We start from the raw sequence: 24,803 nt of genomic DNA on the forward strand, positions 1-24,803 counted from the left end.
CGCCCACCCTCGGGTGCGATGGGCCTGATATCACCCTCCTGAGTCGCATGGCAGGAACCGATCATGATCTTGAATCCAAAGTCATCCCCCACGGGCTTACGCCCAGGAGCTCTCACAAAGCTCTTGCTTAGCTTCTGCCTGATGGTCATCACGGCTCACATTGCCGCCGAGCCCGACACCCAAAGCGCACCGCCCCAGGAGCGGCCCGCCACACCGGCCGATGGAGCGACCAACCCGGATGGGCAGTCAGCGCGGGAAGACGACAGGCCAGCAGAAAGCGACACCCTCATCTCCGATCCACTGCTCGGCGAAGGCCAACGGGGCCCAAGCGCCAATGAACTGCGCTCCCTTGAAGCCCTCGACCGCGCCCTGGCCAGCAAGGAGGAACAGGTTGGCGAAGTTCAACGGCAACTGATCGCCGCCGAGGACAGCGTGACCCAACAGGAACTGAGCGAGCGCCTGCGCAAGCTCAAGGACGAGCTCGGGGAGCAACGCCGCCAATTCGAGAAATTCGCCGTCAATATCGACCTGCGCCCTTTTATCGAGGAGGAAGAAAAGCCCTTCAACTGGCAGGATGAACTGAGCAAGCTGCTCAAACCCATCATTGCCGAGTTGGAAAACGCCACCAAGGAATCACGCGCCATTGGCGAATTGCGCGCGCAGATGAATGAGGTCGAGGAGCGCAAGAGGCTCGCCGCCGAGGCAAGCACCCGCCTCAAACAATTGCTGGCGCAAAATCCAAGCCCAGCCCTGCAAGAACGCCTGCAGGAACGTCTGGACAACTGGCAACGGATCGCCACCGACAGTAGCAACAACTATGCGGCCCTGGAGTTGCAACTCAACAACCGCCTGGCGCAACGCCAGTCGGTGCTGGAGGAAACCACCGGCTACGCCAAGCGCTTCTTCCGCACCCGGGGGCTGAATCTGGTCATGGCCATCGCCGCCTTCGCGCTGGTGTTCCTGGGCGTGCGCTGGCTCGCCAATGCACTGCGGCGCCTGTCGCCGGCGGCGGACAACCGCTTCAGCACCCGCCTGACCACCCTGTTGCTGCATGCCTTCAGCGTGCTCGGCGGCCTGATCGCCATGCTGCTGGTGTTCAACATGGCCGGCGACTGGTTCATGCTCGGCATTATTCTGATCTTCCTGATCGGCATCGGTTGGGCCAGTATCAACACCCTGCCGAGCCAGATCGAGACAGTCAAACTCATTTTGAACATCGGCCCGGTGCGCGAGGGCGAACGCCTGGTTTTCAACGGCCTGCCCTATCGCGTAGAGTCCCTGGCCTTCACCGCCCGGCTGGTCAACCCGCTGCTTGACGGCGGCCTCCAGCAGATGCCAGTCAAACATCTGGTCGGCCACATCTCCCGCCCGCCCGGCGAGCAGGAGCCATGGTTTCCAACCGAACAGGGCGATTGGGTCGAGCTGGCCGATGGTCGCCTCGGCCAGGTCATCCACCAAAGCCCCGCCAACGTGATTGTGCAAGAACCCGGCGGTGCCGAGGTGCGCTACCCCACCGATGGCTTTGTCGCGCTCAATCCGCGCAAGCTCTCACAGGGATTCCGCGTCGTCAGTCGTTTTGGCATCGATTACCGCCATCAGGCAATCGCCACCACCGAGGTGCCAAAGCGCCTGCTCGAAGCCCTGGATAAGGAACTTCCCACGGCACTGGACAATGCCTTCGGCCAAGGAAAGGCCAAGCAGGTCATCAAGGCCATCAATGTCCTCTTCGCCCAGGCCAGCGGCGCTTCCCTGGACTATCTGATTCACCTCGACCTCGGCGGCGAGGCAGCCTCCATGACACCCATCATCCAGGCCAGCATTCAGCGCATTCTGGTCAATGCCTGCAACAGCCAGGGCTGGGAAATTCCTTTAACGCATCTTGGTATACATCAATATCCGTCTTAGAGCAGACTGGCTCAGCGGCCCAAAACCTTCAGGTTTCGCGCCAGTGGTAACCTGAGCCAAGCCATCAACTTTATGACATTTCGCCAAGAATGAAAGAAATCGAAATCACTCGCCCGCTGCAGCTGGACAGGTCGCAGATTGTTGCCCTGGATACGCATTCATTTTTGAACATCCTGAATGTGCTAAATCTGGAACTCTCCAACATTGCCGAGTTGTGCTCAATGGAGAATGTCCTTCAGAACCATATCGACCGCCTGTTCGTCCTGGCCAATGAGATGTCGAATCCGGATACAGCCTATGTGCGTATTGCCGGGCTTGATCAGGACATGGCGGCAATTGAGCAGCAAATCAATGAGCACCTTAGCACCCAGCCGGTGTTGCGTGATTCGGCGAGAGTGCGCGATGCGCTGGAGAGTTTGGATTCGATTTTTTTGGTACTGCGCAAGCGTATTGCCGATCTTAAGGCACGTATTGACGAACTTACCAGCTGGCGAGAGTTTGACATTGCGCGGGTGCTCGAGGATTTTCAGGCGGTCTTTGGTGCGATCGAGAAAAACAGCAAAGGGCGTTTTCGTTTCACCAATAATATCGCCGCGCAGGAGTCGCGGGATTATTACCTCGACTTTAAAATCCACAGCAGCGAGGATCCACTGATCCGCATGCCGGCGGCGCTCATCGATGTGGCACGAGATCTGCTAGCCAATGCACGCAAATACACAAGCCCAGGAGGTCGCATCAATGCAGGCATCTGGAGCGATGACAGCCAACTTTGCATTAGCGTGGAGGATTCTGGCCGGGGTATACCCGAAGATGAAATCGAGTTCGTGATCGATTACGGTCACCGGGCGTCCAATGTACAGGATCGCCGCACCATGGGCGGCGGCTTGGGATTAACCAAGGCCTATTTCATTTGCACCCAACTTGGCGGGCGGTTTTGGATTCGCTCCGAGCTTGGCCGTGGTACACGAATTAGGATAATAATTCCAAAAACAGCCGATACAATCCACGACTGCCCCGGCGATGCCGCCACCGAAACTAGCTGAGCTTGCAGCTGCAAGGCCAAATTTCACGCACAAGGCCCCAAGACATCGCGGTGACAGCCGCGCCACCGGAATCTGGCGGATGACCGAAGCAAAGACACCCTGCCCCGCCGCGGGCAATTTTTTCAACCTCTACCACCAGGGGCTGGTGCGGGTGGCCGTCTGCGTGCCCGAGGTGATCGTGGCCGATCCCGTTGCCAACGCCCGCGCCAGCTTGCGCCTTGCCCGGCAGGCCGCGCATCAGGGCGCCTTGGTGGCCCTCTTCCCCGAGCTGGGACTCTCGGCCTACAGCAATGAGGATCTGTTCCAGCAGCAGGCGCTCTTGGACGCCAGCCTGGCAGCGCTGGAGGACGTGCGCGCGGCCAGCCGCGACCTTGCCACCCTGCTGGCGGTCGGCTTGCCGCTGGCGGTGGATGGGCGATTGTTCAACACGGCCGTGCTGGTGCACCAGGGCCGACTGCTGGGCGCGGTGCCCAAGAGTTTCTTGCCCAATTTTCGTGAATTCTACGAAAAGCGCCAGTTCAGCCCGGCGCGCGAGGCACTGAGCCGAGAGATCCGGCTGCTCGGCGAGACGGTCCCTTTCGGCAATGATTTGTTGTTCGAGGCGCGCGACCTGCCCGGCTGCGTGCTGCACTTGGAGCTGTGCGAGGATCTGTGGACGCCCATCCCACCCAGCACCCATGCCGCCCTGGCCGGCGCCACCCTGCTGCTGAACCTGTCCGCCAGCAACATCACCATCGGCAAGGCGGCCGAGCGCAATGCCCTGTGCGCGGCCCAATCCAGCAAATGCCTGGCCGCTTACCTCTACTCCGCCGCCGGACCCGGAGAGTCGAGCACGGATCTTGCCTGGGACGGCCAAGCGGTGATTTACGAAAACGGCCAACTCTTGGCTGAGTCCGAACGCTTCGCGCCCGGCGAGCAGATGATTCTGGCTGATATTGATTTGGATTTGCTCATTGCCGAGCGCCGCCGACGCACCAGCTTTGCCGACGCCGCCGCAACTGAGGTCGAGCGCCTGCGCGGGCTGCGACGGATTGGTTTCACGCCTGAGTTGCCAGGCGGCGATCTCGGTCTCAAGCGCCGCATCGAGCGCTTTCCATTCGTACCGGCGGACAGCCGCGCGCGCGATGCGGATTGTTACGAGACTTACAACATTCAGGTGCAGGCACTCACCAAGCGGCTGACGGCCGCCGGCATCGAGCAACTGGTGATCGGCGTCTCGGGCGGGCTGGATTCGACCCAGGCGCTGCTGGTGGCCGCGCGCACCATGGACCGACTCGGTCTGCCGCGCACCCATGTGCTGGCCTACACCCTGCCCGGCTTCGCCACCAGTGAGGCGACCCGCGCCAACGCTTGGGCGCTGATGCGGGCGCTGGGCGTCACCGCGGCGGAAATCGACATCCGCCCCTCCTGCCTGCAAATGCTACAAGATATTGGCCATCCTTTTGCCAATGGACAGCCGGTGCATGATGTAACTTTCGAGAACGTACAGGCCGGGGAGCGCAGCTCGCATTTGTTCCGGCTGGCCAACCATCACCGGGCATTGGTGTTGGGCACCGGCGACCTGTCGGAGATCGCCCTTGGCTGGTCCACCTATGGCGTGGGTGACCAGATGTCGCATTACAATGTGAACGCCTCGGTCAGCAAGACGCTGATTCAGTACCTGATCCGCTGGCTGATCGCGGGCGATCAATTCGATGATGCCACCAAGGCCGTCTTGCTGCGCATTCTGCAGACGGAAATCTCACCCGAGCTGGTGCCGCCCGATGCGCAGGGGCATATTCAGCGCAGCGAGGACATCATCGGGCCCTATGAGCTGCAGGACTTCAACCTCTATTACATCAGCCGCTATGGCCTGCGCCCAAGCAAGGTGGCCTTTCTCGCTTGGCATGCCTGGCATGATCGCAACCGCGAGCCCTGGCCGGAGGGCATGAGCGCCGAGGAAAGGCATCAGTATGATCTGAGCAGCATTCGCCGCTGGCTCGAGGTCTTTGTCCGGCGCTTTTTCGGCAGCAGTCAGTTCAAACGCAGCTGCATGCCCAATGGGCCAAAAGTCAGCTCGGGCGGTTCACTCTCACCACGCGGAGACTGGCGCGCGCCAAGCGACGCGGTGGCGGAAGTGTGGCTTGATGATTTACGACAGCAGATCCCAGAGTCGCCAGCGCTGGGTTCGCACCAAAGCTGACAGTCTACTGGAGGGAGAGAGTATGGACTGGTCCTCGGTCATCGCTGATCCCGTTTTGGCGGAACTTCCATTCAAGGTTGAACTCAACGAATGGGGCAAGATTGAGATGAGTCCAGCGACGAATTCTCACAGTCTGTTACAGACGGCCATTCTGTTCCTGCTCAGGCAACATTTGCCAACGGGCAAAGCCTTTGTCGAGTGCAGTATTCAGACAACCAAGAACGTGAAAGTAGCCGATGTAGTATGGTGTTCGCGCGAGTTCTTCATGGCTCACGGCGTGACGACGCCCTATGCACGCGCACCGGAAATCGTCATTGAAGTTGCCTCGCCAAGTAACCGCCTCAGCGAATTGCGCGACAAAATGTTTCTGTATTTCGCGCAGGGAGCTGACGAGGTGTGGATTTGCGCCGAGACAGGAGAGATGACCTTCCATGGTGGCCATGGCGAGTTGCCCTATTCAGGGCGATGCCCAGCATTCCCCAAAAGTGTCGAGATCTAAATCCGATGGGATAGGGATTCTCATGAGATAGAAGTTCTCATGAGTTTGAGTTTTGGGCCTTACCCGGATTACAACCGATGCTCGGCGGCTGACTGCGCCGGGGTCAGGGTTTTGATGGACAGCGCATGCAATTCGCCGCTGGCGATTTGCTCGCGCACGCTGTCCATGACCAGGCGTTGTTTTTTTATGGGTGTGAGTCCCTCGAATGCCTTGCTCACGACAATGGCGTCGAAGTGACTGCCATCGCCACTGACTTGCACCTCTGCGTCGGGCAGGCCAGCGCGGATGAGTTGGGTCACGGCTTCTGTTTCCATCGGGGCTCCTTGCGAGTTGTGCCTTGCGGTTTGTCATTGGTCCGCGGACAAGATGCGGCCAGGCTGGCTCTTGTCCAAGGCCAGCAATTCCAAATTTCGTTTTCCAACCCCCGGTTGTTGACCCGGTGATCAGTAGACACGCCATCTTGGCGCGTCATGAAGCGGCTGGAAGCCGCTTCTACACCAGATGAAACACCCGAATTTGGAATTGCTGGTCCAAGTTGGCATCCTTCGCGGTGAGCCCAAAGCCGGGATCAAGCTTCCGGGATCACCCTTCCAGGGATTCCATGCGAATGCGCACCACGGCGCCCTGGACCGCCTCAAGTGCCTCGATACGAGCAATGGCGCGGTTCATGTCACCCTCCTTGATGCGATGGGTGAGCATGATCAGGGGCACATGGGTATCGCCCGCGCCCGGTTCTTTCTGCTTGATCGCCTCGATGCTAATGCCTTCCTCGCCCAAAATGCCCGCGATTCCGGCCATGACGCCGGGTCGGTCGAGCGCGAGCAGACGCAGGTAATAGGCTGTCTCTATCGCGTCCATTGGCAACACCGGGGTGTCGCTCAGCTCGTCGGGCTGGAAGGCGAGATGCGGTACCCTGTTGGTCGGGTCCGTGGTCAGGGCGCGGGTGATATCCACCACGTCGGCCACCACGGCGGAGGCGGTTGGCAGGGCGCCAGCGCCGGCGCCGTAGTATAGGGTGGGGCCGACAGCATCGCACTTGACCAGCACGGCGTTCATGACGCCATCGACATTGGCGATGAGTCGGCGGTGCGGGATGAGCGTGGGATGCACCCGCAGTTCAATACCGGCGGCGGCGCGGCGGGCAATGCCAAGGTGCTTGATGCGATAGCCGAGTTCGGCGGCATAGGCGACATCCTGGGGCTCGATGCGGGAGATGCCTTCGGTGAAGGTCTTATCGAATTGCAGCGGGATGCCAAAGGCGAGCGAGCCGAGAATGGTCAGCTTGTGCGCGGCATCCGTTCCTTCGACATCGAAGCTTGGGTCCGCCTCGGCATAGCCAAGCTGTTGCGCCTCCGCCAACACCTCGGCAAAGGCACGACCCTTGTCGCGCATTTCGGTCAGGATAAAATTGCCGGTGCCGTTGATGATGCCAGCGATCCACTCGACATGGTTGGCGGCCAGACCCTCGCGGAGCGCCTTGATGATGGGCACGCCACCCGCCACGGCGGCCTCGAACGCCACAGTGACACCCTTGGCCTGGGCGGCGGCGAAAATCTCGTTGCCATGCAGGGCAATTAGCGCCTTGTTGGCGGTGACCACATGCTTGCCGTTCGCGATGGCCTTGAGCACCAGTTCGCGCGCCGGCGAGTAGCCGCCGATCAGCTCGATGACGATATCGATCTCTGGGTCATCGACCACGGCAAAGGCATCGTCGGAGATTGTGTCGATGCGCTCGAGTCCCTGGATACGGCTCGGGTCATATTCGCGCGCCGCCGCGTGGGCGATGCGAATCTCGCGGCCCGCGCGGCGGGCGATTTCCTCGGCATTGCCGGTCAGCACGGTGACGGTGCCGCCGCCGACCGTGCCCAAGCCCAAGAGTCCGATCTTCACGGGCTCCATAGTGCGTCCTCCAGAATCTTGCAGAATGTTATGGTGTTAGAGCCACAGGTCGCGCACTCATGCCGCTGTCGCGGCTAAGCCATTCCGCGCATCCTCGCGCATCATGTGTTTGATACCTTTCACCGCCTGGCGAGTGCGGTGTTCGTTCTCGATCAGCGCGAAGCGCACATGATCGTCGCCATAGTCGCCGAAGCCGATTCCCGGCGAGACGGCCACTTTCGCTTCCCGCAACAGCCTTTTGGCGAACTCCAGCGAACCCATGGCACGATAGGCCTCGGGAATGCGCGCCCAGACGAACATGGTCGCGCGTGGCTTCTCGACCGGCCAGCCGGCGGCGTCCAACCCCTCGCAGAGCACATCGCGCCGGCGCTGGTATTGGTCACAAATATCAGCCACACAGTCCTGCGAAGACTCAAGCGCGTGAATGGCAGCAACCTGAATGGGCGTGAAGGTGCCGTAGTCCAGGTAGGACTTGATGCGCGCCAGGGCCGCGACCATGGTCGGATTGCCACACATGAAGCCAATGCGCCAACCCGGCATGTTGTAGCTTTTTGACATGGAGAAAAACTCCACGGCATAGTCGATGGCGCCCGGCACCTGCAAAATGGAGGGCGCCTTGTAACCGTCGAAAACGATGTCGGCATAGGCCAGATCGTGCACCACCCAGATGCCGTGCTCGCGCGCGATATCGATGACCTTCTCGAAGAACTCCAACTCCACGCACTGGGCGGTGGGATTACCGGGAAAATTCAGCACCAGCATCTTCGGCCGCGGCCAGGAGTCAAGGATGGCACGCTGGAGTTCCTCGAAAAAATCCACCTCGGGCGTGAGCTTGACGTGGCGGACATCGGCTCCGGCGATAATGAAGCCATAGGGATGGATGGGATAGGCCGGGTTGGGCACCAGCACGGTGTCGCCCGCCGCCATGGTGGCCATGGCCAGATGGGCGAGCCCTTCCTTACTGCCGATGGTGACTATGGCCTGGCTTTCAGGGTCGAGGCTGACAGCATGGCGGTCTTGGTACCAGCGGCAAATGGCGCGGCGCAGGCGCGGGATACCGCGCGAGACCGAATAGCGATGGGTATCGCGGCGCTGGGCGACCTCGACCAGCTTATCGACAATGTGCTGGGGCGTGGGCTGATCGGGATTGCCCATGCCAAAATCAATGATGTCCTCGCCGCGCGCTCGCGCCGCTGCCTTCAACTCATTGACAATGTTGAAAACATAGGGCGGAAGCCGCTCAATGCGGCTGAAATTGGGCTGGGGCGCGAGCACGGATGTTCCTCTCAAGAGTTGGCAAGGTAAACCTTGCAGTGTAGCGTGCCGCGCGGCGGATTCCTATCGCTCAACACGACGGTAGCTGGTCTGAACGCGAGCCCGGGCGCGATCCCTTCCAAGGCCTGATCACAGCCGGGATTGCGCTCAAGCCATCATTGGGACGCAACCAGATAACAAACATCACCAGGCAGATACCAACAGAAAGCACCTCAGGACTCGAGCCAGAAGGTCACGGGGCCATCGTTGGTCAAACTCACCTGCATGTCGGCGCCGAATCGTCCGCTTGCCACCGGCCGATGCGCCTGGTGCGCGCATTCGAGCAGATGGGCAAACAGCCGCTGACCAAGCTCGGGCGCGGCAGCGCTAGTGAAACTCGCTCGTGTGCCCTTGCGGGTATCGGCCGCCAGGGTGAACTGAGGCACCAACAGCAGTCCGCCGCCAGTGTCGCGCAGGCTAAGATTCATGCGCCCGGTGTTGTCGGGGAAGACGCGGTAGCCGAGCAGGCGCCCGAGCAACCGTTCGGCGCGGGCTGCGTTATCCTCGGGCTGCACGGCAACCAGCACCAGCAGGCCCTGGTCGATGGCACCAACCGACTCCCCAGCCACATCAACCCGTGCCTGGGTGACGCGCTGGAGCAGGCCTATCATGCCAGCTGTTGGGCAAAGCCATCGGTCGCGGCGATGAGTTCGCGCGCGATGCCGGGCTCGAAGGCGGCGTGACCGGCGTCGGGAATAATCTTGAGTGCCGCCTCGGGCCAGGCCTGGTGCAACTCCCAGGCAGAGGCCAGCGGGCAGATGGCGTCGTAGCGACCGTGCACGATAACACCAGGAATGCCACGCACGGCATCAATGTCCCGGAGTAGTTGATGCGGCTGCAGAAAGGCGTTGTGCAAAAAGTAGTGACATTCGATCCTCGCCAGGGCCAGCGCAAAGGCATCGGCGGCGAAACTGTCGCGCAACTCGCGATCCGGCAACAGAGTGGCGCAGCGGCCCTCCCACAGCGACCAGGCACGCGCCGCCCGGGTCTGTTCATCGCCGGGCGGCCCGAAAAGTCGCTCGGCATAGGCGCGTAGCAGGTCACCCTGCTCTTCCGGCGGAATCGGGGCAAGATAATCCTGCCAGTAGTCGGGAAACAGACGGCTCGCACCCTGCTGATAGAACCAGTGAATTTCCTCGGGGCGGCAGAGAAAAATCCCGCGTAACACCAAGGCTGCCACGGTCTGGGGATGCTGCTCGGCATAGGCCAGGGCCAGGGTCGACCCCCAGGAGCCACCAAAGACCAGCCAATGATCGATGCCTAGGTGTGCCCGCAAAATTTCGATATCCGCCACCAGGTTCCAGGTGGTATTGAAATCAACACTGCCATGCGGCCGTGAGCGTCCGCAGCCACGTTGATCGAACAAAATGATTCGGTAGCGCGCGGGATCGAAGAATCTCCGATGCGATGGGCTGCACCCCGCACCCGGTCCGCCATGCAGAAACAACGCCGGATATCCCTCAGGATTACCGCACTGCTCGACATGGAGTTCATGACCATCGCCAACCTCGACGAACTCGGTCGCGTAGGGTTCGATCACGGGGTAAAGGCTATCTTGCATCGCCAACTCCCTCGGCTCAGTCCGATTGAATCGCGTCCGATTGAATTATCACATCCACGTCCGCCGAGGTCAGCTCAGCGTCCGAGCCGCGGGCAGCGGCCTGCTTTAGCAAGGCGCAGCGCTCGAGCTCCGAGTCGGCCAGTTCGATCAGCCGCTTCTGCTCCCTCTCCAAAGCCTCCGGCGGTGTCGGCGAGGCTGACAGCATCGCCGACGCCTCACGCAAATCCTCGCAGCGACTGCTATCATCGTCCAGTAAGGTCGCACGAAAAAGCCGCGCCGAGGCACCGTAGAGAAAACCAAGCGCGCTTTCGGGTGCCTCGGCGCGCGCGGCATCGGCGGCCTTCAGCAATTTGTCATTCTCGCGCCCGACTCGCGGCTCCCTGGCATTATCATCGAGTCGGTTCCGCCTTTCGCTCAGTGTAAGCAGCAATCCACCATGGTAAGCCACCCGTCGGTTGCTACCCTGCTTCGAATCAGATTCCTGCAACGCTTGCTTGTAATGACGCTCGGCGCAGTCCAACAGCCGGCGCATCCTTGCGTCTCGATCAGATGTTGGATGTGGAAGCTCGATTGCCTGGCGCAGGCAGTCGTCTGCCTGAGTCGCCTCCTGTTCGGCACAATCATTCGACTCTCCTTCCGGACAGCTTGCCCCCCCCATGAAGCCAGCAAGAAACCCGCCACCCGAGGGCTGGGTAGCGGCCTCTTGCGCTGCTCCGCCATCCTGCAGCGACCTAAGCCCTGGAATGCTCGGCGGCAGTGTGCCGTCCACGCCGCCCAGGCCAATCTCCGTGTCAGGCGTGGTCTCGCATCCGCTCAGTAAGATGAAGGCAAGAACCCAAGCAAGCACGTAAGCCCAGGTCCGCCACGCGAAAAACCGGGGCAGCCGCCGCAACAGCATGAATGACGGAAACAAAGGCGCTGCCATTAAGTCTCGCGGATACTGGGTTCTCGCAGCCTCGTCAGGTCGCTCAAGCAGCCCCGGCTGCCGAACACCAGTCATCCGGAGGATGACCGGATTGACAACCGAGGGAATGACTGAAGACAACGATAAAGCTAAAGATTGCTGAATCGATCAGGACTGCGGCGTATCGCCCGGGCAGTGATCGGTGTCAAGGAAGAAGGCATCGTACCAAGGATAGGCAACACCGCACTCGTAACGCAACTTGGTGGCGTGGGAATAGCCTACAAAGGCAAACCATCCCGCACCGATCAGCAAAAGCACGACAATAATCAGAAAATCTTTCATCGAGAAGGTCCTCGCTAGGGTTCTGATACCTGAAAATTGCACTCAGGCATCGGGTAGCACGCCCAAGGGGCCCGAAGCTTTCGGTGGTGGGCCCGGTTGTTTGCCATTCGTTGTGTTGTTTGTATTCAGAGCAGGAACTAGACCCGCCCCTGCGGTGTCGGCGCCCAAAGATAGCCCAGCCGGTCATCGGGAGCAAGGTTCGCGTTGGTTTTTCGTCTTGGATGTTATCCTGGGGCTTCGACCGGTGAGCATCACAGCGAACAATACCACCTCGACCTCCGACTGCTCATTCTGGAGGCTGCTTTTGACGGCATCGGCACCAGACGACGACAATCAGTTGCCTCGGCAGGCGGATACCCTTAGCATTGGAAGAACGCAAAACTGCAGCGCCCCGCGTTGATTCGACCCACTCTCACGCAATCTTTGCGGCTTGCCGGTCAACGTGAGGATCGACATCCGCGCCCGAATTGGCCGCGACGGACTGAGCAACCCTGTCAATCGTGTCTTCTTTCGCAAAGCCCGCGCGATTATTCGTCACTGCCGTTAACAGCGGCTTGGTGAAGGCGCATTTGCTCCGCACCCTTGCGCTTTGCTTCGCGCTCATGACCGGACTGGCCCAGGGACAGGAAGTGATCGTCAACCCCGACGTCAGTCTCGCCAGTATCGACCGCAATGTCGCACGCCTGCTGATCACCATGCGCATGCCGCAGTGGCCGGACAAGCGGCCGGTGACCGTCTTTGTTCTCCCCGACAGCAATCCTCTGCATCAGTCCTTTGCCAAGCGCGTGTTGGACGTCTACCCCTACCAGCTCAGGCGCACCTGGGACCGCCAGGTTTTTACCGGAACCGGTCAGGCGCCGCGGCAAGTGGCCAATGAGCAGGAGATGATCAAGCGGGTCAGCCAGACCGCTGGCGCCCTTGGCTATGTCAGCAAGACACCAGACTCGGCTCAGGTTAAGGTCATCGAGATCAAGTAATGCTGCATCAGCCACGCACGCTTCTTGCCTCCCTCCTGGTGCTCACAAGCGCCGCTCTGGTGGCCGAGCCTCGGGGCGAAGCAACGATCCCCAGCCTGTTCGAGCGCCTACAAATCCATGGCTTTGCCAGTCAGGCCGCGCTCTGGACCAGCACCAATCGCTATTATGGCGACAGCCCAGATGGCTCTCTTGGTTTTACCGAGATCGGCATCAACAGCTCTTTGCGCTTTAGCCCGCGTCTCATGCTGGCGGCACAGATCCTCTCGCGACGTGCCGGGGACATGAGCGATGGCTCGCCAGAAATTGATTTTGCGCTCGCTGATATCAATCTGGTGGCGAATGAAGGCTACCGGGCTGGTATTCAGCTTGGTCGAATTAAAAATCGTCTCGGCTTATATAACGAAACCCGGGATGTACCCTTTACCCATCCGGGCATTTTTCTGCCACAGGTTGTTTACTTCGATAAGGTGCGGAATCTGGTCCTTTCATCGGATGGCATTCTCCTGCATACCGATCTCTACCAACCATTTGGCACCTTATCCGCCTCGTTGGCCACCGGAAAGCCGGTAGTGGATGACAATGTCGAGGCTGCCTATCTAACTGGCGACTTCAACGGCAGCATCCAAAGCGACGCCAACAGCTGGCTCGCGGGCCTATGGTTCAACTCGCCGGCCGAGGGTCTCAAGCTTGGCCTCAGTGGGGCGGCTGTATCGCTAAGGTACGACCCCAGGCCCGGCGGAGTCTTACCGCTTGGACCAGGCACCATTGATGTTCTTTATTGGATTGCCTCGGCCCAATACAACGCCGAACGCTGGAGTCTTACCGCGGAATACATGGCCGAACCCATGCAATGGCGGGATTTCGGACCGGTGCGACCTGATCGCGATGCCACCGCAGAGGGTTACTATGCCCAGGGAACCTACCGCCTTCTGCCAAACTGGCAACTGATGCTGCGTTATGAGGAAGGCTTTGCGGACCGGGCGGATCGCAATGGTCGAAAGCTTGAGCAACAAAGTTTTGGCGCCATTCCAGCCCTGACCGCCTCGTCACAAATTCTCAGCCTGGGATTGCGCTGGGATATTAGTCGCCAATGGATGCTGCGAGCCGAATTTCAACGACATGTCGGCAATTTTATCCTTTCTGAAATAGAAAACCCCGACTTCCTGGGTTATGGCAAACACTGGGATCTTTTCGCGGTGCAGGCCGCGTTCCGCTTTTAGAGACCAACTCGGGGTATCAGCCTAAGCCGCGGAAATTGAAAAGCAGGGCCAGCAACCAAACCTCTGGCAACGATACAAAACCAGCCTCAACACGAGAGAACACACCCATGAAGGAAGACTGGATCGAGGGTCGGATCGTCGGCCTGCGACACTGGAGCGACAACCTCTACAGCTTGAAGATCGATGCTCCCTTGTCATCTTTCACGGCAGGTCAATACATCAAGGTTGCCCTGGATATTGGCGAGGAACGCATCGGCCGCCCTTATTCCTTGGTCAATGCTCCGGATGAACGCCCGCTTGAAATCTACTTCAACGAGGTGCCCGAGGGGCCACTGACCCCGCGACTGTCAGATCTGCACACCGATGATCGGCTGTGGATCTCCGCCAAAGCCGGCGGTGTCTTTACCATGGACAATGTTGTCTCCCGCCGACACCTGTGGATGCTTGCCACGGGCACCGCACTCGGGGTCTATTTGTCAATCTTAAAAACGCCAGAGCCCTGGGAACGCTTCGAACGCATTATTCTGGTGCAAGGTGCGCGCCACAGCGGAGAGTTGGCGTATCAGGATACCATCGCCAACCTAAGTGATGGGTACGGTGAGCGTTTTACCTTCATCTCCACCCTCACCCGCGAGCAGCAAGCCGACACCTCGCTCCAGGGACGCATCACCGCCCTCCTTGAGGCAGGGACGCTTGAACAAGCCGCCAATGCCGAGATTAGCGCGGCGGACAGCCATCTGATGCTGTGCGGCAATTCCGCCATGATTAAAGAAGTCCGCGCCTTGCTGGAAGCAAAAGGACTGCATCGCCACAAACGCACTCAGCCCGGCCATTATACGACCGAGCAATATCACTAATCCCGCGCTCCATTGACGCCACGGAAAAAAGCCGTTCAATCCAGCCACGGGATTGAACGGCTTGGATAACCAGAAGATAACCAACAGCAATTCGATCGTGTCCTGTTTCTGATGAGCAGTCAATTCCAAGGATTGACTGGTTAAAGACGTCAACAGAAAGAATTCCTAGCGGCTGCCGCGATGAGCGTGTCTATCAGAAGTCTTGATGCGCGCGCGTTAAGAGCATCGGAAGCTCTGGCGCCAGCTACACTTCTCATGCAACCCTCTACTGGAGGACTGCACCAAGGGTGCGACTCGATCCCCCAAGCCTGATCATGGGCATACGGAGTTAATCACCATAATGACACGCCCATCCGGTCGCCGTTTTACCCTGCGTTCCCGATTATTGCTCTCCTTATCTACTGGTCGGCATTCCGCCGGCAACGCTGGTGACCGCCATCACCACCTGGAATGCGACGCGGGGGCTGGAGGAGGGCGCCTTTAGCCGCCTGGAGTCCATCCGTGGCATCAAGCAGGCGCAGCTTCAACGCTATTCGACGAGCGCCGGGGTAACATGGGAGTGCTGGTCGATCTGATCGGCACCTTGCGCAGCGAGGCCTTCAATCGCTTGACCGCAGTGCGCGAGGTCAAGCGCGCGGCGGTGGAGCGCTATCTTTTCTTCCTCACGCCGCCCGTTCGCTCAAGACCTCGGGATGGCGTAATGCGATCTCTAGCAGCCGCCGTGCCGCGCCGGGCGGTGCAAAGCGGCCCTGCTCCCAGTCACGCAAAGTCGCCACAGGCGTATCGATGAGCTCGGCGAAAGCGTTCTGCGACAGCGCCAAACGTTCGCGCGTGGCCTTCACCAGTAACTGCTCAGGCGTGTAGGTTCGCCCGCTCAGTCCGGCTTGCATCTCCGCCAGACTGTCACGCAGCCCTGGCAGTGGCTCGCCAGCCTCCTGCTCGATGGCAGCGGCGATCTCATTGATATTCATGGCGTAGCCCTCTTAATGTCGCTGGCCCCAATGTTGTGCCGCTCGGATTTCTTGTAGAGCGTAATCAGATAGATCACGCCCTCAGCCGTCAGATTGAAATAGATTACCCGCACCCCGCCGCGCTTCCCCTTGCCGTTTCCAGTCCAGCGCACCTTGCGCGCACCATCCGCGCCGGGGATTACCTCCCCGGCCGTGGGATGGAGCGCGATCCAGGTGGCAAACGCCAAGCGTTCGTCTTCGGACCAGATCGCGTCGGCTTGCTTTTGAAAGCTGGGGGTTTCGATGACCATCCGTATGGCCCCAAGAATACGGGATTTCCGTACTCATAACAAGCTATTGGTATCGACATCTAGCCGGTGAGCCGGTAGCGCTCGCCGGTGATGGGGCTCGGTTTGACACTGCGCCCATCCCACACCGTGACCGGCTGCCCCTGGCCGTCGAGCAGCGGCTCGGGCGGGTTGACTTGGCCATGGGTGCGGTAGTGCCATTGCAGGTAGCCGATCCAGAGCACGATCTCGGCTATGCGCGCGGCGCGCGGGTTGACCTCCAGGCCGAGGAACTGATGCGGGTCGACGGTGAAGCCCTCGCTGTCCATCTGACTTTGTGGGCTAAGATCACGCAGCAGGTTGAGCACCGCGCCCTCAAGGCGCTTCATGTGCTCCAGGGCTACATAGAGGAAATTGCCGCTGCCGCACGCCGGGTCGAGCACCCGGGTTACACAGAGCCGGCCGTGGAAATTCTTGACCTCGGCCAGCGCCGCCCCCGGCTTGCCCTGGCGCAGGTGGTTCTCGGCCCTACCTGCACCAGCTCCCAGTCGGCGCGCAGCGGCTCGATGACCGTGGGCATCACCAGGCGCTCGACATAGGCGCGCGGGGTGTAGTGGGCACCGAGCTTGTGCCGCTCGCGCGGGTTGAGGGCGCGCTCGAGCAGAGTGCCGAAGATGGCGGGCTCCACCTCGCGCCAGTCGGCGCGCGCGGCGTCGATCAGTTAGCCGATTTGCTCGGCGGTGAGTGGCAGGGGGTCGGCGTCCTCGAACAGGCCGCCATTGAAGCGCAGCACCTGGGTCGTGAGGACACCACAAAAGCCGCCGCTGTGCATGCTCTGCCACAGGCTTTTGAGCGCGTCCGGGAAGGCCTCGGGCTGTTGTTGCAGGCGCCCGAGCAGTGCGGAGAAGCTGGTGGCCGGGAGCAGCTCGACATCCTCGGCGAACATGGTGAACAGGCAGCGCGACAGCAAGCCGGCGACGCGTTCGGCGCCCGCCCCGCTCTCTTCGAGCGATTTGGCCAAGCGGGCCAGGGCGGCGGCGATTTCCCAGGTCAGCTCAGCGGCGCGGCGGCTGGGGTCCAGGCTCAGCGGATCGAGCCACAGGGCGCGCAGGCGTGCGCGGATGTCCTCCGAGCGCAGATCTTCCGGGCCAATGCGGTAAGCACGCGGATCGGGATAGGGGACATAGTTGCCGCCGGTGCGGGTGAATTCCGAATAAAGAACGAAGGCGCGCCCCACATCGACGACGATGATAAAGGGTGGCCGGCGTTCCGCGGCGGGCTACGCCTTGACGTAATGCTCGGCCTGCTTATGCGCCTTGACCATGGCCGCGTCCCAGACGTCACTGCCGGTTGGTTTGCCGGTGTCCTTGCCTTCGAGCACGAAGCAGCCGCGCTGGTAGAGATCAAGCGCCCGTGGGGTGGTACTGCCGTCGGCCTTGTGCTCGGTCACGGAGCGCTCGAAGACATAGGCGTTCTGGCTGTTGTCGGTGCGCGCCGGGTCGGGCCGCGGCAGATCGAGCAGGGTGCAGAATTCGGTCAGGAACAGCTGCAGGTTGGCGCGCTCGTTGCCACCGTGGCTGACCCCACCGCCCCAGCGCGCGATGAAGGCGTGGATCTCTCTGTCGTCGTGCATCCGTGATTCCGGCGAACCTGATTGATTTCGCTTGATTCTAGGCGAGGATCTACGGGCTGTCAGCAAGCATGACAGAACGACAGCTTATGAGCCGCTGTTGGCATCCTCTCCTGATCTTTGCTCAATCGAATCGCCATCCTGCTCCCGCGCCTCGGACGCTGCTTTGCGTGCGCTTTTGGTGGCCGTCAGCAACCAGTACATCAGCGCGAACCACCCAATGAGTTCGAGCGCTTGCAATGTCTCTCCATCCATAATCCTCTCCTCTGCAACTTAAAAAAATTACCCCAGGATCGGGGAATTGGACAGGCAAGACCACAGCGATAGGACGCCCACGTCTACCCTCAAGGGGTGGACATGGAGGCAGGGCTTGGCAGCTTCAACAGGCACCCGAGGCGGGCAGCCTGACTGACATGTCGGCGAAACACTGTCCTTGAAATGAGTTCCGCCTCATCCTGTTACTCAGCTGCAACCGCATAAAAGCCATGGATTTTCGATCTCAAGATGACTCCAAGAAACGGGCCAGCACCCGATCGACCTGATCCATGCGCTGCTCAAGCGAGCCACGCAAGGACTGATAGGATCGCTTGCGCCTCGCCAGGTCGGCCTTGATCTGGGCTTGCATCTGGCGGCGATTGCCGGGGCCTGAACGGTCCCAGGTGTCGGCGTAGGGGATGTCGTCCTCGCACAGGAAGACCAAGGCATAGCGCTGGGCGCATTCCGCGACCAGTTGATCCAGGCGTGGCAGGGCACTGCCGTGGTAATGCTGGGCGAAGATTCGTGTGGTGGAGGCGTCGGTATCAACAAAGAGGAAACGGTTGGCCTGCTCGGCCAGGTGGTCCTCGCGCTCGCGATGGCCCTCGGCGATTTCCACCAACTGCGCTGGGCTCAGGCGACGCTCATGCTGGTGGAGTTCCCAGTACGCGCGGCCATACTCCGGCATCCAGCGGGTGTTGTGGCGCGCGGCCAGGGCCTCGGCCAGGGTGCTTTTGCCGGTGCTGGGGGCGCCCAGCAAGACAACCCGGGTGATCAAATCGCGGTAGACCAAGGGCTCCAGGAACTCACGGTGCTGGTAGGGCGCTGAGCGGATCGCGGTGGCCGAGATGGGCACGCGGGCACGGCCCGGGTCGATGCGCCGGTCGATGGCGCCCAGCGCTTGGCTGACATGCTCGCCATAGAACTCGCTGGAGTAGAAGGCATCGACCCGGCGTCCGCCAAGCCGAGCGAGAATGTAGCGCTCGTGCTGGCGCCGAATGTCGGGGTCATTGCTGACCTGCAAGGGTCCATCCCAGGCCTTGATCACCTCGACCTGGGGGTAGAGGGCGCGAATCCAGCCAGCCCGCACGGGCAGGGGCACCTGGGTGACATCGGGGGCATGGTAGATCATTGCCAGCACCCGGTCGTTTTCCGCCAGCGCCGTTTCGATTAGCAGTTGGTGGCCCCGGTGCAGTGGCGCGAACTTGCCCAGTAGCAGCCCGGTGCTCATGCCGGTTGCGGGGCTGCTTGCTGCTCGCGTTGCGACTGGTACCACGCAAGCAGCCCGAATACGGCTAGCACCAGAAAGGCGGCATAGAGACCGGCGGTCAGGTAAAGCGCCTTGTGCCAATAGATGCCAATCGCGGCCAGATCGACGGCGATCCACAACAGCCAGGACTCGAGCTTCTTGCGCGCCAGCAGCCACTGTGCCACCAAGCTCGCCACTGTGGTGAAGGCATCGGCGTAAGGCAGGGCGGCATCGGTGTGGGTCGCCATCAGGTAACCCCACAGCAGGCTGGCGACCATGACGAGCAGGAGCCAGCCGAGCCGCGCGCGGCCCTCGAGCCGGCTGACCGCGAGCGCGCCGCGATCCCGACCGCCATGCAGCCACCAGTACCAACCGTACACCTGCATGAGCACGTAGATGCCGTGCAGCAGCATGTCCGAGTAGAGCTTGACCTGGTGGAAAATCACCAGGTACAGCACCACCTGGACCAGCCCAGTGGGCCAGCACCAGATGCTCTGGCGAATGGTCAGCCAGACGCAGAGAAAGCCGAACACCACCGCCGTTGCCTCAATGGCCATCATCATGTTGTTCAGGATGTCGGTCATGCTGTTGGGTTGGAGTCCGTCAATGGGTCTGGCGCGAGAGAGGACAGCGACATGCTTGCGTCACTCGCCGTTTGTGCCATAGTTGCAAGAATCCCCATGGAGCCCGCCCATGCACCAACGCGACCGTTATGCCAAGGTCTCGGAGTCACCCACCCGGCCGGCCGCCGAGCGACCGCGACAGGAATTCGATGTCGCCGACCTCTACCGCGGCCCGGTGACCGGCGGCGAGCCGGTCGAACGCGCGGCCGAGCAACAGCCGCTGGACGAGAAACTGCGCCAGGCCTATTTCTGGATCGTCAACCACGCCATTATCTCGCCCTTCTACGACATCGAATACAACGAGGCGCCGCCGATGCGCTTCACCTTCGGCGACCGCAAGGTGGCGATCACCCTGCCCACCGACCAGAGTTACTCCAGCTATGCCCTGGCACCGCTTTTAAACCTGGCGGTGCGGCGGCGCTGCCTGCTGGTGGGCGGACCGGGTCGTGGCAAGACCGCCATCGCCATCCTGATGGGCGTGCTGGCGGGCTACGACCTGCACCAGATCCGCCGCGCCATCCAGCACGGCCAGCCGCAGATGACCATCGCCGACCTGCTCGGCAACCCGCTGCCGGCGACCCTGGTCAACGCCCAGTCCATGGATGAGATCAAGATCGCCTGGCGCCGCTGGCTGTCGATGCGGGTCAAGATCATCGACGAGTACAACCGCATCCCCACCCGCACCCAGTCGGCGTTGCTCACCACCATGGCGGATAATTATGCCGAACTCTACGACCAGGTCTATGAGTGCCCCCCGGCGGCCTGGTATCTAACGGCCAACGACGACGCCGGCGGCGGCACCTACCAGGTCATAGAGGCGCTGCGCGATCGCATCGACATCGTCGTCAAAGCGCTGCATTTCAACACCCGCTTCCTCAATGAGCTGCTGCTGCGTATCGAGGATGGCATCCAACCCGAACAGGTGGTGCCGGCACGGATTATCTTCAGCCCCGAAGAGCTCGACCGGCTCGAGCGCGAGATTCTGGCGGTGGAGTTTCCGGCCCCCTTGCGCCGCCGGCTGGAGTTCTTTGCCAGTCATTTCGAGTTCTTCGAGCCGGCCGCCAACCAGTTCGAGTACATGACCAAGGACACGGTCAAGCTCTCCGGCCTTGAGTTCAGCGCCCTGAGTGGCGAGGAGACCGGCAAGAGCGCCCAGGTCGAGCTGGGCAGCCAGTCCCTGAACGGCTTTTCCGTGCGCGCGCTCATGACCTGCATCCATTTCATCAAGGCCATGGCCTATTTTCGCGGCGACCGCGCGGTCAGCTTCGAGGACATGCGCCAGATCATCCCCTTCGTGATGCACGACAAACTAACCCAAAATCCGGATGCGCCTGCCTTCGAGCAGGACGGCCAAGCCACCCTGCGGGTGGACCGGATCAGCTGGATTCGCGGCCTGTTCGACAGCTCCTGCCAGGAGTTCGACAGGCTCGGGCTCGACCGCGACGACCCCGTGGCCGAGCTGGAGACCGAGCTGGAGCGCGGCCTTGAGGGGCTACCCGAGGCCGAGGTACGCAAGCGCCTGGCTCGCATCGAAGGGGTGCTGCGTGACTGGGCCGGCGGGCGCAAGCTGCATGGCCACATGTATGACGACATCCTCAAGCTCAAGTACCTGCACCAGCGCTACAGCAACTACCTGGGCTGGCTGAAGTGGCAGACTTGACCGCTTTCGCCTCGGCCCTGCTGCGCCGACGCGATGACTACAACCAGCGTTTCCTGCACGCACGCCATCTCCACCGGGGCTTGGAGGCGGGCGCTTTCCACGAGGTGCTGCGCCGCCATGCCGCGCCCCTGGTCGAGCGACTCGCGGAGCATCTGGTCGAACAGCAGACCACCGCCAGTGATGGCGTCCTCGATGGCGTGGTCCCGCCCCTCTACGACCTCTGCCTGCAACTGACCGCTCAGGATTTGCTCGGTCCCGGCACCCGCGTGCCCGTCATGGCCGAGTTATTCGACCGACTGCTGCCACCCTTGGCCGGGCTGGCCCTCGCCGAACCCCAGCGGATTCTCGCCGCGCTTGCCAACGCTCTCCATCACTTGGCGATGGAACCGGCGGCGGACCCGCAATGTTGGATTGATCGCCTGCTCGCACTGGCGCCGCGGCTGACCTCGGTGCAGGCACTGCTGCAAGCCGGCCAGGTCGCCGCCTGGCGCTGTGGTATGGCCCACTACCGGGACAGCGCCTACCAGCTGGCCCGGCAGCTGGAACCAGAACTGCTGGCAGTCCTGTTTGATCGGCCCCGGATTCAGGGCGCGGGCCAGAACGAGCCCCAGAGCGAAAACACCACTCAAGACCTGTTGGCCGAACTTGCCGATCCCTGGTTTCAGCCCGACACCCCCGCACACGAGAAACACCTGCGGCTGGTCGCCCGGGTCGGCGGCTTTGTCGGTTTCGACGGTCCCTTCGCCGAGCCCCCCGAGGTGACCCGCTTCGGCGAGCTGCTCTACGCGCTGGACAGCCAGCAGACCTGGCGCTTGTTCGCCGACCGTTTCGGCCAAGTTCTGAAAGGACAGGGCAGCAACCGACCCGCCGGCAAAGCGAACGCCCGGAGCCACTTCCGCATCGATGCCGCTGGCGTCGTCAGCCGAGGCAAGCAGCGCGCCCACTTCCCGCAGTTGGCCGGCTGGCGCTCGGCGGCCTCGACCGAGCAGACCTTGGTGGTCAGCCTGCCCCACAGTCACTATCTGTTTCTGGTGGCGCTGTGTTGATCTCGGACCAAGGTCATCGCCGCGCCGCTGAACTGCTGCCCGCCTGGCAAGGGGCCTGGCCGGCCGCATTGGCAGTCTGGAGCCGCTTCACCCGGCTGCCGAAGCCGCGCTTTCTGCTGGATGAAGCCGCCGAGCAGGCCGAGGGACTCAGCGGCAGCTTCGCCATGATTCGTCTCAACGACCACGCGGTGCTGGTCAGCTTGCGCCAGGTCATTGAACTGGGGCTGGAGCGCTTCGCCACCGAGGTGCTGGCCCACGAAGTCGGTCACCACGTGCTGGCGCCGGCCGACCTGGCCGACAATGCGCGCCTGCTGGCAAGGCTGCGCGCTGGGCTACCGGGGCTGCGCAAGCACGCGCCCTTCGTCGGCAACCTCTATACCGACCTGCTGATCAACGACCGCCTGGCGCGCGACGCCGAGCTGGACCTGGCCGGCCTCTACCAAGCCCTCAAGCCAAAGGACAACCCGGGCAAGCTGTGGAACCTCTACATGCGCATCTACGAGCAGCTCTGGTCGCTGCCCAGCGGCAGCCTGACCCAGGGCCGGCTTGACCCGACCCTGCGCGCCGATGCCGCCCTCGGCGCTCGCCTGATTCGGGTCCATGCCCGCGACTGGCTAGAGGGCGCTGGTCGCTTCGCCGGGCTCCTCTACCCCTACCTGACGCGAGAGGCGGCCAAGGCGCACCAAGGCTTCGGCAGCCTGCTCGACGCCACCGAGGCCGGCAGCGGCGAGCAGGCGCCCGATGGCCTGGCCGAGATCGACGAGGCCGAGATCACCGGCAGCCTCGACCCGCGCGACGACCCAGCGCTCACTGGCATTGATCGGCCCGACCATGCACAAGGCGATGCGCCCGACGACAAGGCACATGCGAGCGCACCCGCGGGACGCGAAACGCTCGGCGGACGCAAGCGGCGCTACCGCGGCCCCCTCGACTACACCGAACTGATGGAATCAGCTGGGGTCAAGGCGCCGCGCAAGGAACTGGTGATGCGCTACTACAGGGAGCTGGCGCGCCGCCACCTCATCCCCTTCCCGAGTCGCCGCGTCGAGCAGGCCAGCGACCCGCTGCCCGAAGGGCTCGACTCCTGGGACCTGGGCGAACCCCTGGCGGCGGTGGACTGGCTCGAATCCATGATTCGCAGCCCGCGCGTGCTACCTGGTCTGACCACAGTGCAGCGCGGCTACGGTGAATCCCCCGGCACCGAGCCGGAGCGACGGCCGGTCGATCTGTATCTCGGCATCGACTGCTCTGGCTCCATGGCCAACCCTGAACGGCAGCTATCCTATCCGGTGCTGGCCGGGACCGTCGTCGCCTTGTCCGCGCTGCGCGCCGGCGCTCGCGTCATGGCCTGCCTGTCCGGCGAGCCGGGCGAGTTTGACCAAACCCATGGCTTTGTGCGCGGCGAGGCCGAGCTGCTGCAGCTGCTGACCGGCTATCTGGGCACCGGCTACGCCTTCGGCATCGGCCGCCTGCAGGCGGCGATCCTGGACCAGCCACCACCCAAGCGGGCGGTGCATCTGCTGGTGATCAGCGATGCCGACCTCTTTAGAATGCTCGATGACTATCTAGACGGGGCGCGCGACGGCTGGGAGGTGGCCGAACAAGCCGCGCTCAAAGCTGGTGGAGGCGCCACCGCCGTGCTCAACCTGCCCTATGAATACAGCCGCGAGGAAGGCAGCGTCATGGCCCGGCTGGAGCGCATTGGCTGGCAGGTGCACCAGGTGTCCAGCCAGGAACAGATGGTCGGTTTTGCCCGCGCCTTCGCCCGCGCCACCTACCACCGCGAGGGCGCGGCATGAGCGGCAGCAATATGCAGGCCCCGCTGCTTGACAGCCTGACCCGACGGCTCGCGGAAACCCCGTCAGTCTTCCTGGCCGAGCCGCGCCGCGGCCGACGCGGCCAGCTCGAGGTCGCCGCCCTGGTGACCGACTTGCTGCTGACCCTGGGAGGCGACTTGCTGACACCGACACAGGCCACGGCCCATACCCCACGCGACAAGGGCGAGCGCAATCGCGCCCGTCTGGTGGCCATCTGCTGCTGGCTGCTGCATGACGAGACCTTTCGTCAGCGACCGGAGTTAGCGTCGCCCGTGGAAACCCTACTACAATCAGGCCTGAACGAACTGGCCGTGCTGATCGACGCCGAGCGCTTCGTCACCGACCTGGAACGGCGCGAGGAACTGGTGCGCCGGGTGCTGGACTGGCTCGGCCTGTGCCCGGCCGGCGAGTCGCCGCATCAGGCCGCCGACCGCCTTGGCGCGCTGGACAGCGTCGAGCGCGAGCGGGTGCTGCGTGCGACCCGCGCCCGCCAGGAAGCGGCGCGAGCGCGCCAGCTGAAGAAACAAATGCAAGCGCGCCAAGCCCGCGAGGCTGCAGCCAAGGCCAACCGGGAGTGGTGAGC

The 24,803-nt window shown here is 62.1% G+C and carries 24 protein-coding genes and 1 pseudogene; 12 read left to right on the plus strand and 13 right to left on the minus strand.

Annotated features, from left to right (window positions below):
- Positions 1-123: 123 nt before the first annotated feature.
- The 4 genes from Thiowin_RS18280 (at position 124) to Thiowin_RS18295 (ending at position 5,629) form a co-directional block, all read left to right on the plus strand.
- Entirely contained in the window at positions 124-1,905 is a 1,782-nt protein-coding gene (locus Thiowin_RS18280; RefSeq protein ID WP_328984394.1) for an AAA family ATPase, read from the plus strand.
- 89 nt (positions 1,906-1,994) lie between these two features.
- Positions 1,995-2,948, plus strand: coding sequence for a sensor histidine kinase (locus Thiowin_RS18285; RefSeq protein ID WP_328984395.1), 954 nt, complete (start codon positions 1,995-1,997; stop codon positions 2,946-2,948).
- Between the two features lie 79 nt (positions 2,949-3,027).
- Positions 3,028-5,130 carry an NAD(+) synthase gene (locus tag Thiowin_RS18290; protein WP_328984396.1) on the plus strand — a complete coding sequence of 701 codons (2,103 nt, stop codon included), beginning with the start codon at positions 3,028-3,030 and terminating at the stop codon, positions 5,128-5,130.
- 22 nt (positions 5,131-5,152) lie between these two features.
- The gene (locus Thiowin_RS18295) at positions 5,153-5,629 is read left to right on the plus strand and encodes a Uma2 family endonuclease (RefSeq protein WP_328984397.1); all 477 of its coding nucleotides are present in this window, start codon (positions 5,153-5,155) and stop codon (positions 5,627-5,629) included.
- Positions 5,630-5,697: 68 nt separating this feature from the next.
- On the opposite strand, the gene Thiowin_RS18300 is transcribed toward Thiowin_RS18295, so the two are convergent.
- The 7 genes from Thiowin_RS18300 to Thiowin_RS18330 all read right to left on the minus strand — a co-directional run bounded on the left by Thiowin_RS18300 (position 5,698) and on the right by Thiowin_RS18330 (position 11,649).
- Entirely contained in the window at positions 5,698-5,943 is a 246-nt protein-coding gene (locus tag Thiowin_RS18300) for a BolA family protein (RefSeq protein ID WP_328984398.1), read from the minus strand.
- Between the two features lie 268 nt (positions 5,944-6,211).
- Complete coding sequence (locus Thiowin_RS18305; RefSeq protein WP_328984399.1) at positions 6,212-7,528, minus strand: homoserine dehydrogenase; 1,317 nt, start codon at positions 7,526-7,528, stop codon at positions 6,212-6,214.
- 57 nt (positions 7,529-7,585) lie between these two features.
- Positions 7,586-8,803: an alanine transaminase gene (gene alaC / locus Thiowin_RS18310; protein WP_328984400.1), complete on the minus strand. Its 1,218-nt coding sequence runs from the start codon at positions 8,801-8,803 to the stop codon at positions 7,586-7,588.
- 212 nt (positions 8,804-9,015) lie between these two features.
- The gene (dtd, locus tag Thiowin_RS18315; RefSeq protein WP_328984401.1) at positions 9,016-9,453 is read right to left on the minus strand and encodes a D-aminoacyl-tRNA deacylase; all 438 of its coding nucleotides are present in this window, start codon (positions 9,451-9,453) and stop codon (positions 9,016-9,018) included.
- On the minus strand, positions 9,450-10,403 hold the full coding sequence (gene pip, locus Thiowin_RS18320; protein WP_328984402.1) for a prolyl aminopeptidase: 954 nt from the start codon (positions 10,401-10,403) through the stop codon (positions 9,450-9,452). The genes dtd and pip overlap by 4 nt, the downstream gene beginning before the upstream one ends.
- 16 nt (positions 10,404-10,419) lie before the next feature.
- The gene (locus Thiowin_RS18325; RefSeq protein WP_328984403.1) at positions 10,420-11,250 is read right to left on the minus strand and encodes a hypothetical protein; all 831 of its coding nucleotides are present in this window, start codon (positions 11,248-11,250) and stop codon (positions 10,420-10,422) included.
- 225 nt (positions 11,251-11,475) lie between these two features.
- Positions 11,476-11,649 (minus strand): hypothetical protein, encoded by a 174-nt coding sequence (locus Thiowin_RS18330; protein ID WP_328984404.1) that lies wholly within the window; start codon positions 11,647-11,649, stop codon positions 11,476-11,478.
- A gap of 500 nt (positions 11,650-12,149) precedes the next feature.
- Between Thiowin_RS18330 and Thiowin_RS18335 the strand changes: the two genes are divergently transcribed.
- From Thiowin_RS18335 to Thiowin_RS18350, 4 genes are all read left to right on the plus strand, one after another.
- Positions 12,150-12,626 (plus strand): hypothetical protein, encoded by a 477-nt coding sequence (locus tag Thiowin_RS18335; RefSeq protein WP_328984405.1) that lies wholly within the window; start codon positions 12,150-12,152, stop codon positions 12,624-12,626.
- Positions 12,626-13,846 (plus strand): hypothetical protein, encoded by a 1,221-nt coding sequence (locus Thiowin_RS18340; RefSeq protein ID WP_328984406.1) that lies wholly within the window; start codon positions 12,626-12,628, stop codon positions 13,844-13,846. The genes Thiowin_RS18335 and Thiowin_RS18340 overlap by 1 nt, the downstream gene beginning before the upstream one ends.
- A 107-nt stretch (positions 13,847-13,953) precedes the next feature.
- Positions 13,954-14,703 (plus strand): ferredoxin--NADP reductase, encoded by a 750-nt coding sequence (locus Thiowin_RS18345; protein WP_328984407.1) that lies wholly within the window; start codon positions 13,954-13,956, stop codon positions 14,701-14,703.
- Between the two features lie 428 nt (positions 14,704-15,131).
- A complete protein-coding gene (locus tag Thiowin_RS18350; RefSeq protein WP_328984408.1) occupies positions 15,132-15,278 on the plus strand; it encodes a hypothetical protein in 147 nt (48 codons plus the stop codon).
- A gap of 87 nt (positions 15,279-15,365) precedes the next feature.
- Here the strand turns inward: Thiowin_RS18350 and Thiowin_RS18355 are convergent, their stop codons facing one another.
- The 6 genes and pseudogenes from Thiowin_RS18355 to pnuC form a co-directional block, all read right to left on the minus strand.
- Entirely contained in the window at positions 15,366-15,674 is a 309-nt protein-coding gene (locus Thiowin_RS18355; protein ID WP_328984409.1) for a helix-turn-helix domain-containing protein, read from the minus strand.
- The gene (locus Thiowin_RS18360; protein ID WP_328984410.1) at positions 15,671-15,964 is read right to left on the minus strand and encodes a DNA-binding protein; all 294 of its coding nucleotides are present in this window, start codon (positions 15,962-15,964) and stop codon (positions 15,671-15,673) included. Before Thiowin_RS18360 ends, Thiowin_RS18355 begins: the two co-directional genes overlap by 4 nt.
- 80 nt (positions 15,965-16,044) lie before the next feature.
- Positions 16,045-17,573: pseudogene (locus tag Thiowin_RS18365) on the minus strand (type IIL restriction-modification enzyme MmeI); the annotation flags it as partial.
- Between the two features lie 84 nt (positions 17,574-17,657).
- Positions 17,658-17,825: a hypothetical protein gene (locus Thiowin_RS18370; protein ID WP_328984412.1), complete on the minus strand. Its 168-nt coding sequence runs from the start codon at positions 17,823-17,825 to the stop codon at positions 17,658-17,660.
- 244 nt (positions 17,826-18,069) lie between these two features.
- Complete coding sequence (locus tag Thiowin_RS18375; RefSeq protein WP_328984413.1) at positions 18,070-19,056, minus strand: AAA family ATPase; 987 nt, start codon at positions 19,054-19,056, stop codon at positions 18,070-18,072.
- Complete coding sequence (pnuC, locus tag Thiowin_RS18380) at positions 19,053-19,658, minus strand: nicotinamide riboside transporter PnuC (RefSeq protein WP_328984414.1); 606 nt, start codon at positions 19,656-19,658, stop codon at positions 19,053-19,055. Before pnuC ends, Thiowin_RS18375 begins: the two co-directional genes overlap by 4 nt.
- Positions 19,659-19,767: 109 nt before the next feature.
- Between pnuC and Thiowin_RS18385 the strand changes: the two genes are divergently transcribed.
- From Thiowin_RS18385 to Thiowin_RS18400, 4 genes are read left to right on the plus strand one after another with little or no spacing between them, the layout of a single operon-like run.
- The gene (locus Thiowin_RS18385; protein ID WP_328984415.1) at positions 19,768-21,357 is read left to right on the plus strand and encodes an AAA family ATPase; all 1,590 of its coding nucleotides are present in this window, start codon (positions 19,768-19,770) and stop codon (positions 21,355-21,357) included.
- Positions 21,354-22,403, plus strand: coding sequence for a hypothetical protein (locus tag Thiowin_RS18390; protein WP_328984416.1), 1,050 nt, complete (start codon positions 21,354-21,356; stop codon positions 22,401-22,403). Before Thiowin_RS18385 ends, Thiowin_RS18390 begins: the two co-directional genes overlap by 4 nt.
- Positions 22,400-24,202: a hypothetical protein gene (locus Thiowin_RS18395; protein WP_328984417.1), complete on the plus strand. Its 1,803-nt coding sequence runs from the start codon at positions 22,400-22,402 to the stop codon at positions 24,200-24,202. Before Thiowin_RS18390 ends, Thiowin_RS18395 begins: the two co-directional genes overlap by 4 nt.
- Positions 24,199-24,801 carry a hypothetical protein gene (locus Thiowin_RS18400; protein WP_328984418.1) on the plus strand — a complete coding sequence of 201 codons (603 nt, stop codon included), beginning with the start codon at positions 24,199-24,201 and terminating at the stop codon, positions 24,799-24,801. Before Thiowin_RS18395 ends, Thiowin_RS18400 begins: the two co-directional genes overlap by 4 nt.
- Positions 24,802-24,803 lie beyond the last annotated feature (2 nt).

Origin of the sequence: Thiorhodovibrio winogradskyi, from assembly GCF_036208045.1 — a bacterium.
Lineage (GTDB): Bacteria > Pseudomonadota > Gammaproteobacteria > Chromatiales > Chromatiaceae > Thiorhodovibrio > Thiorhodovibrio winogradskyi.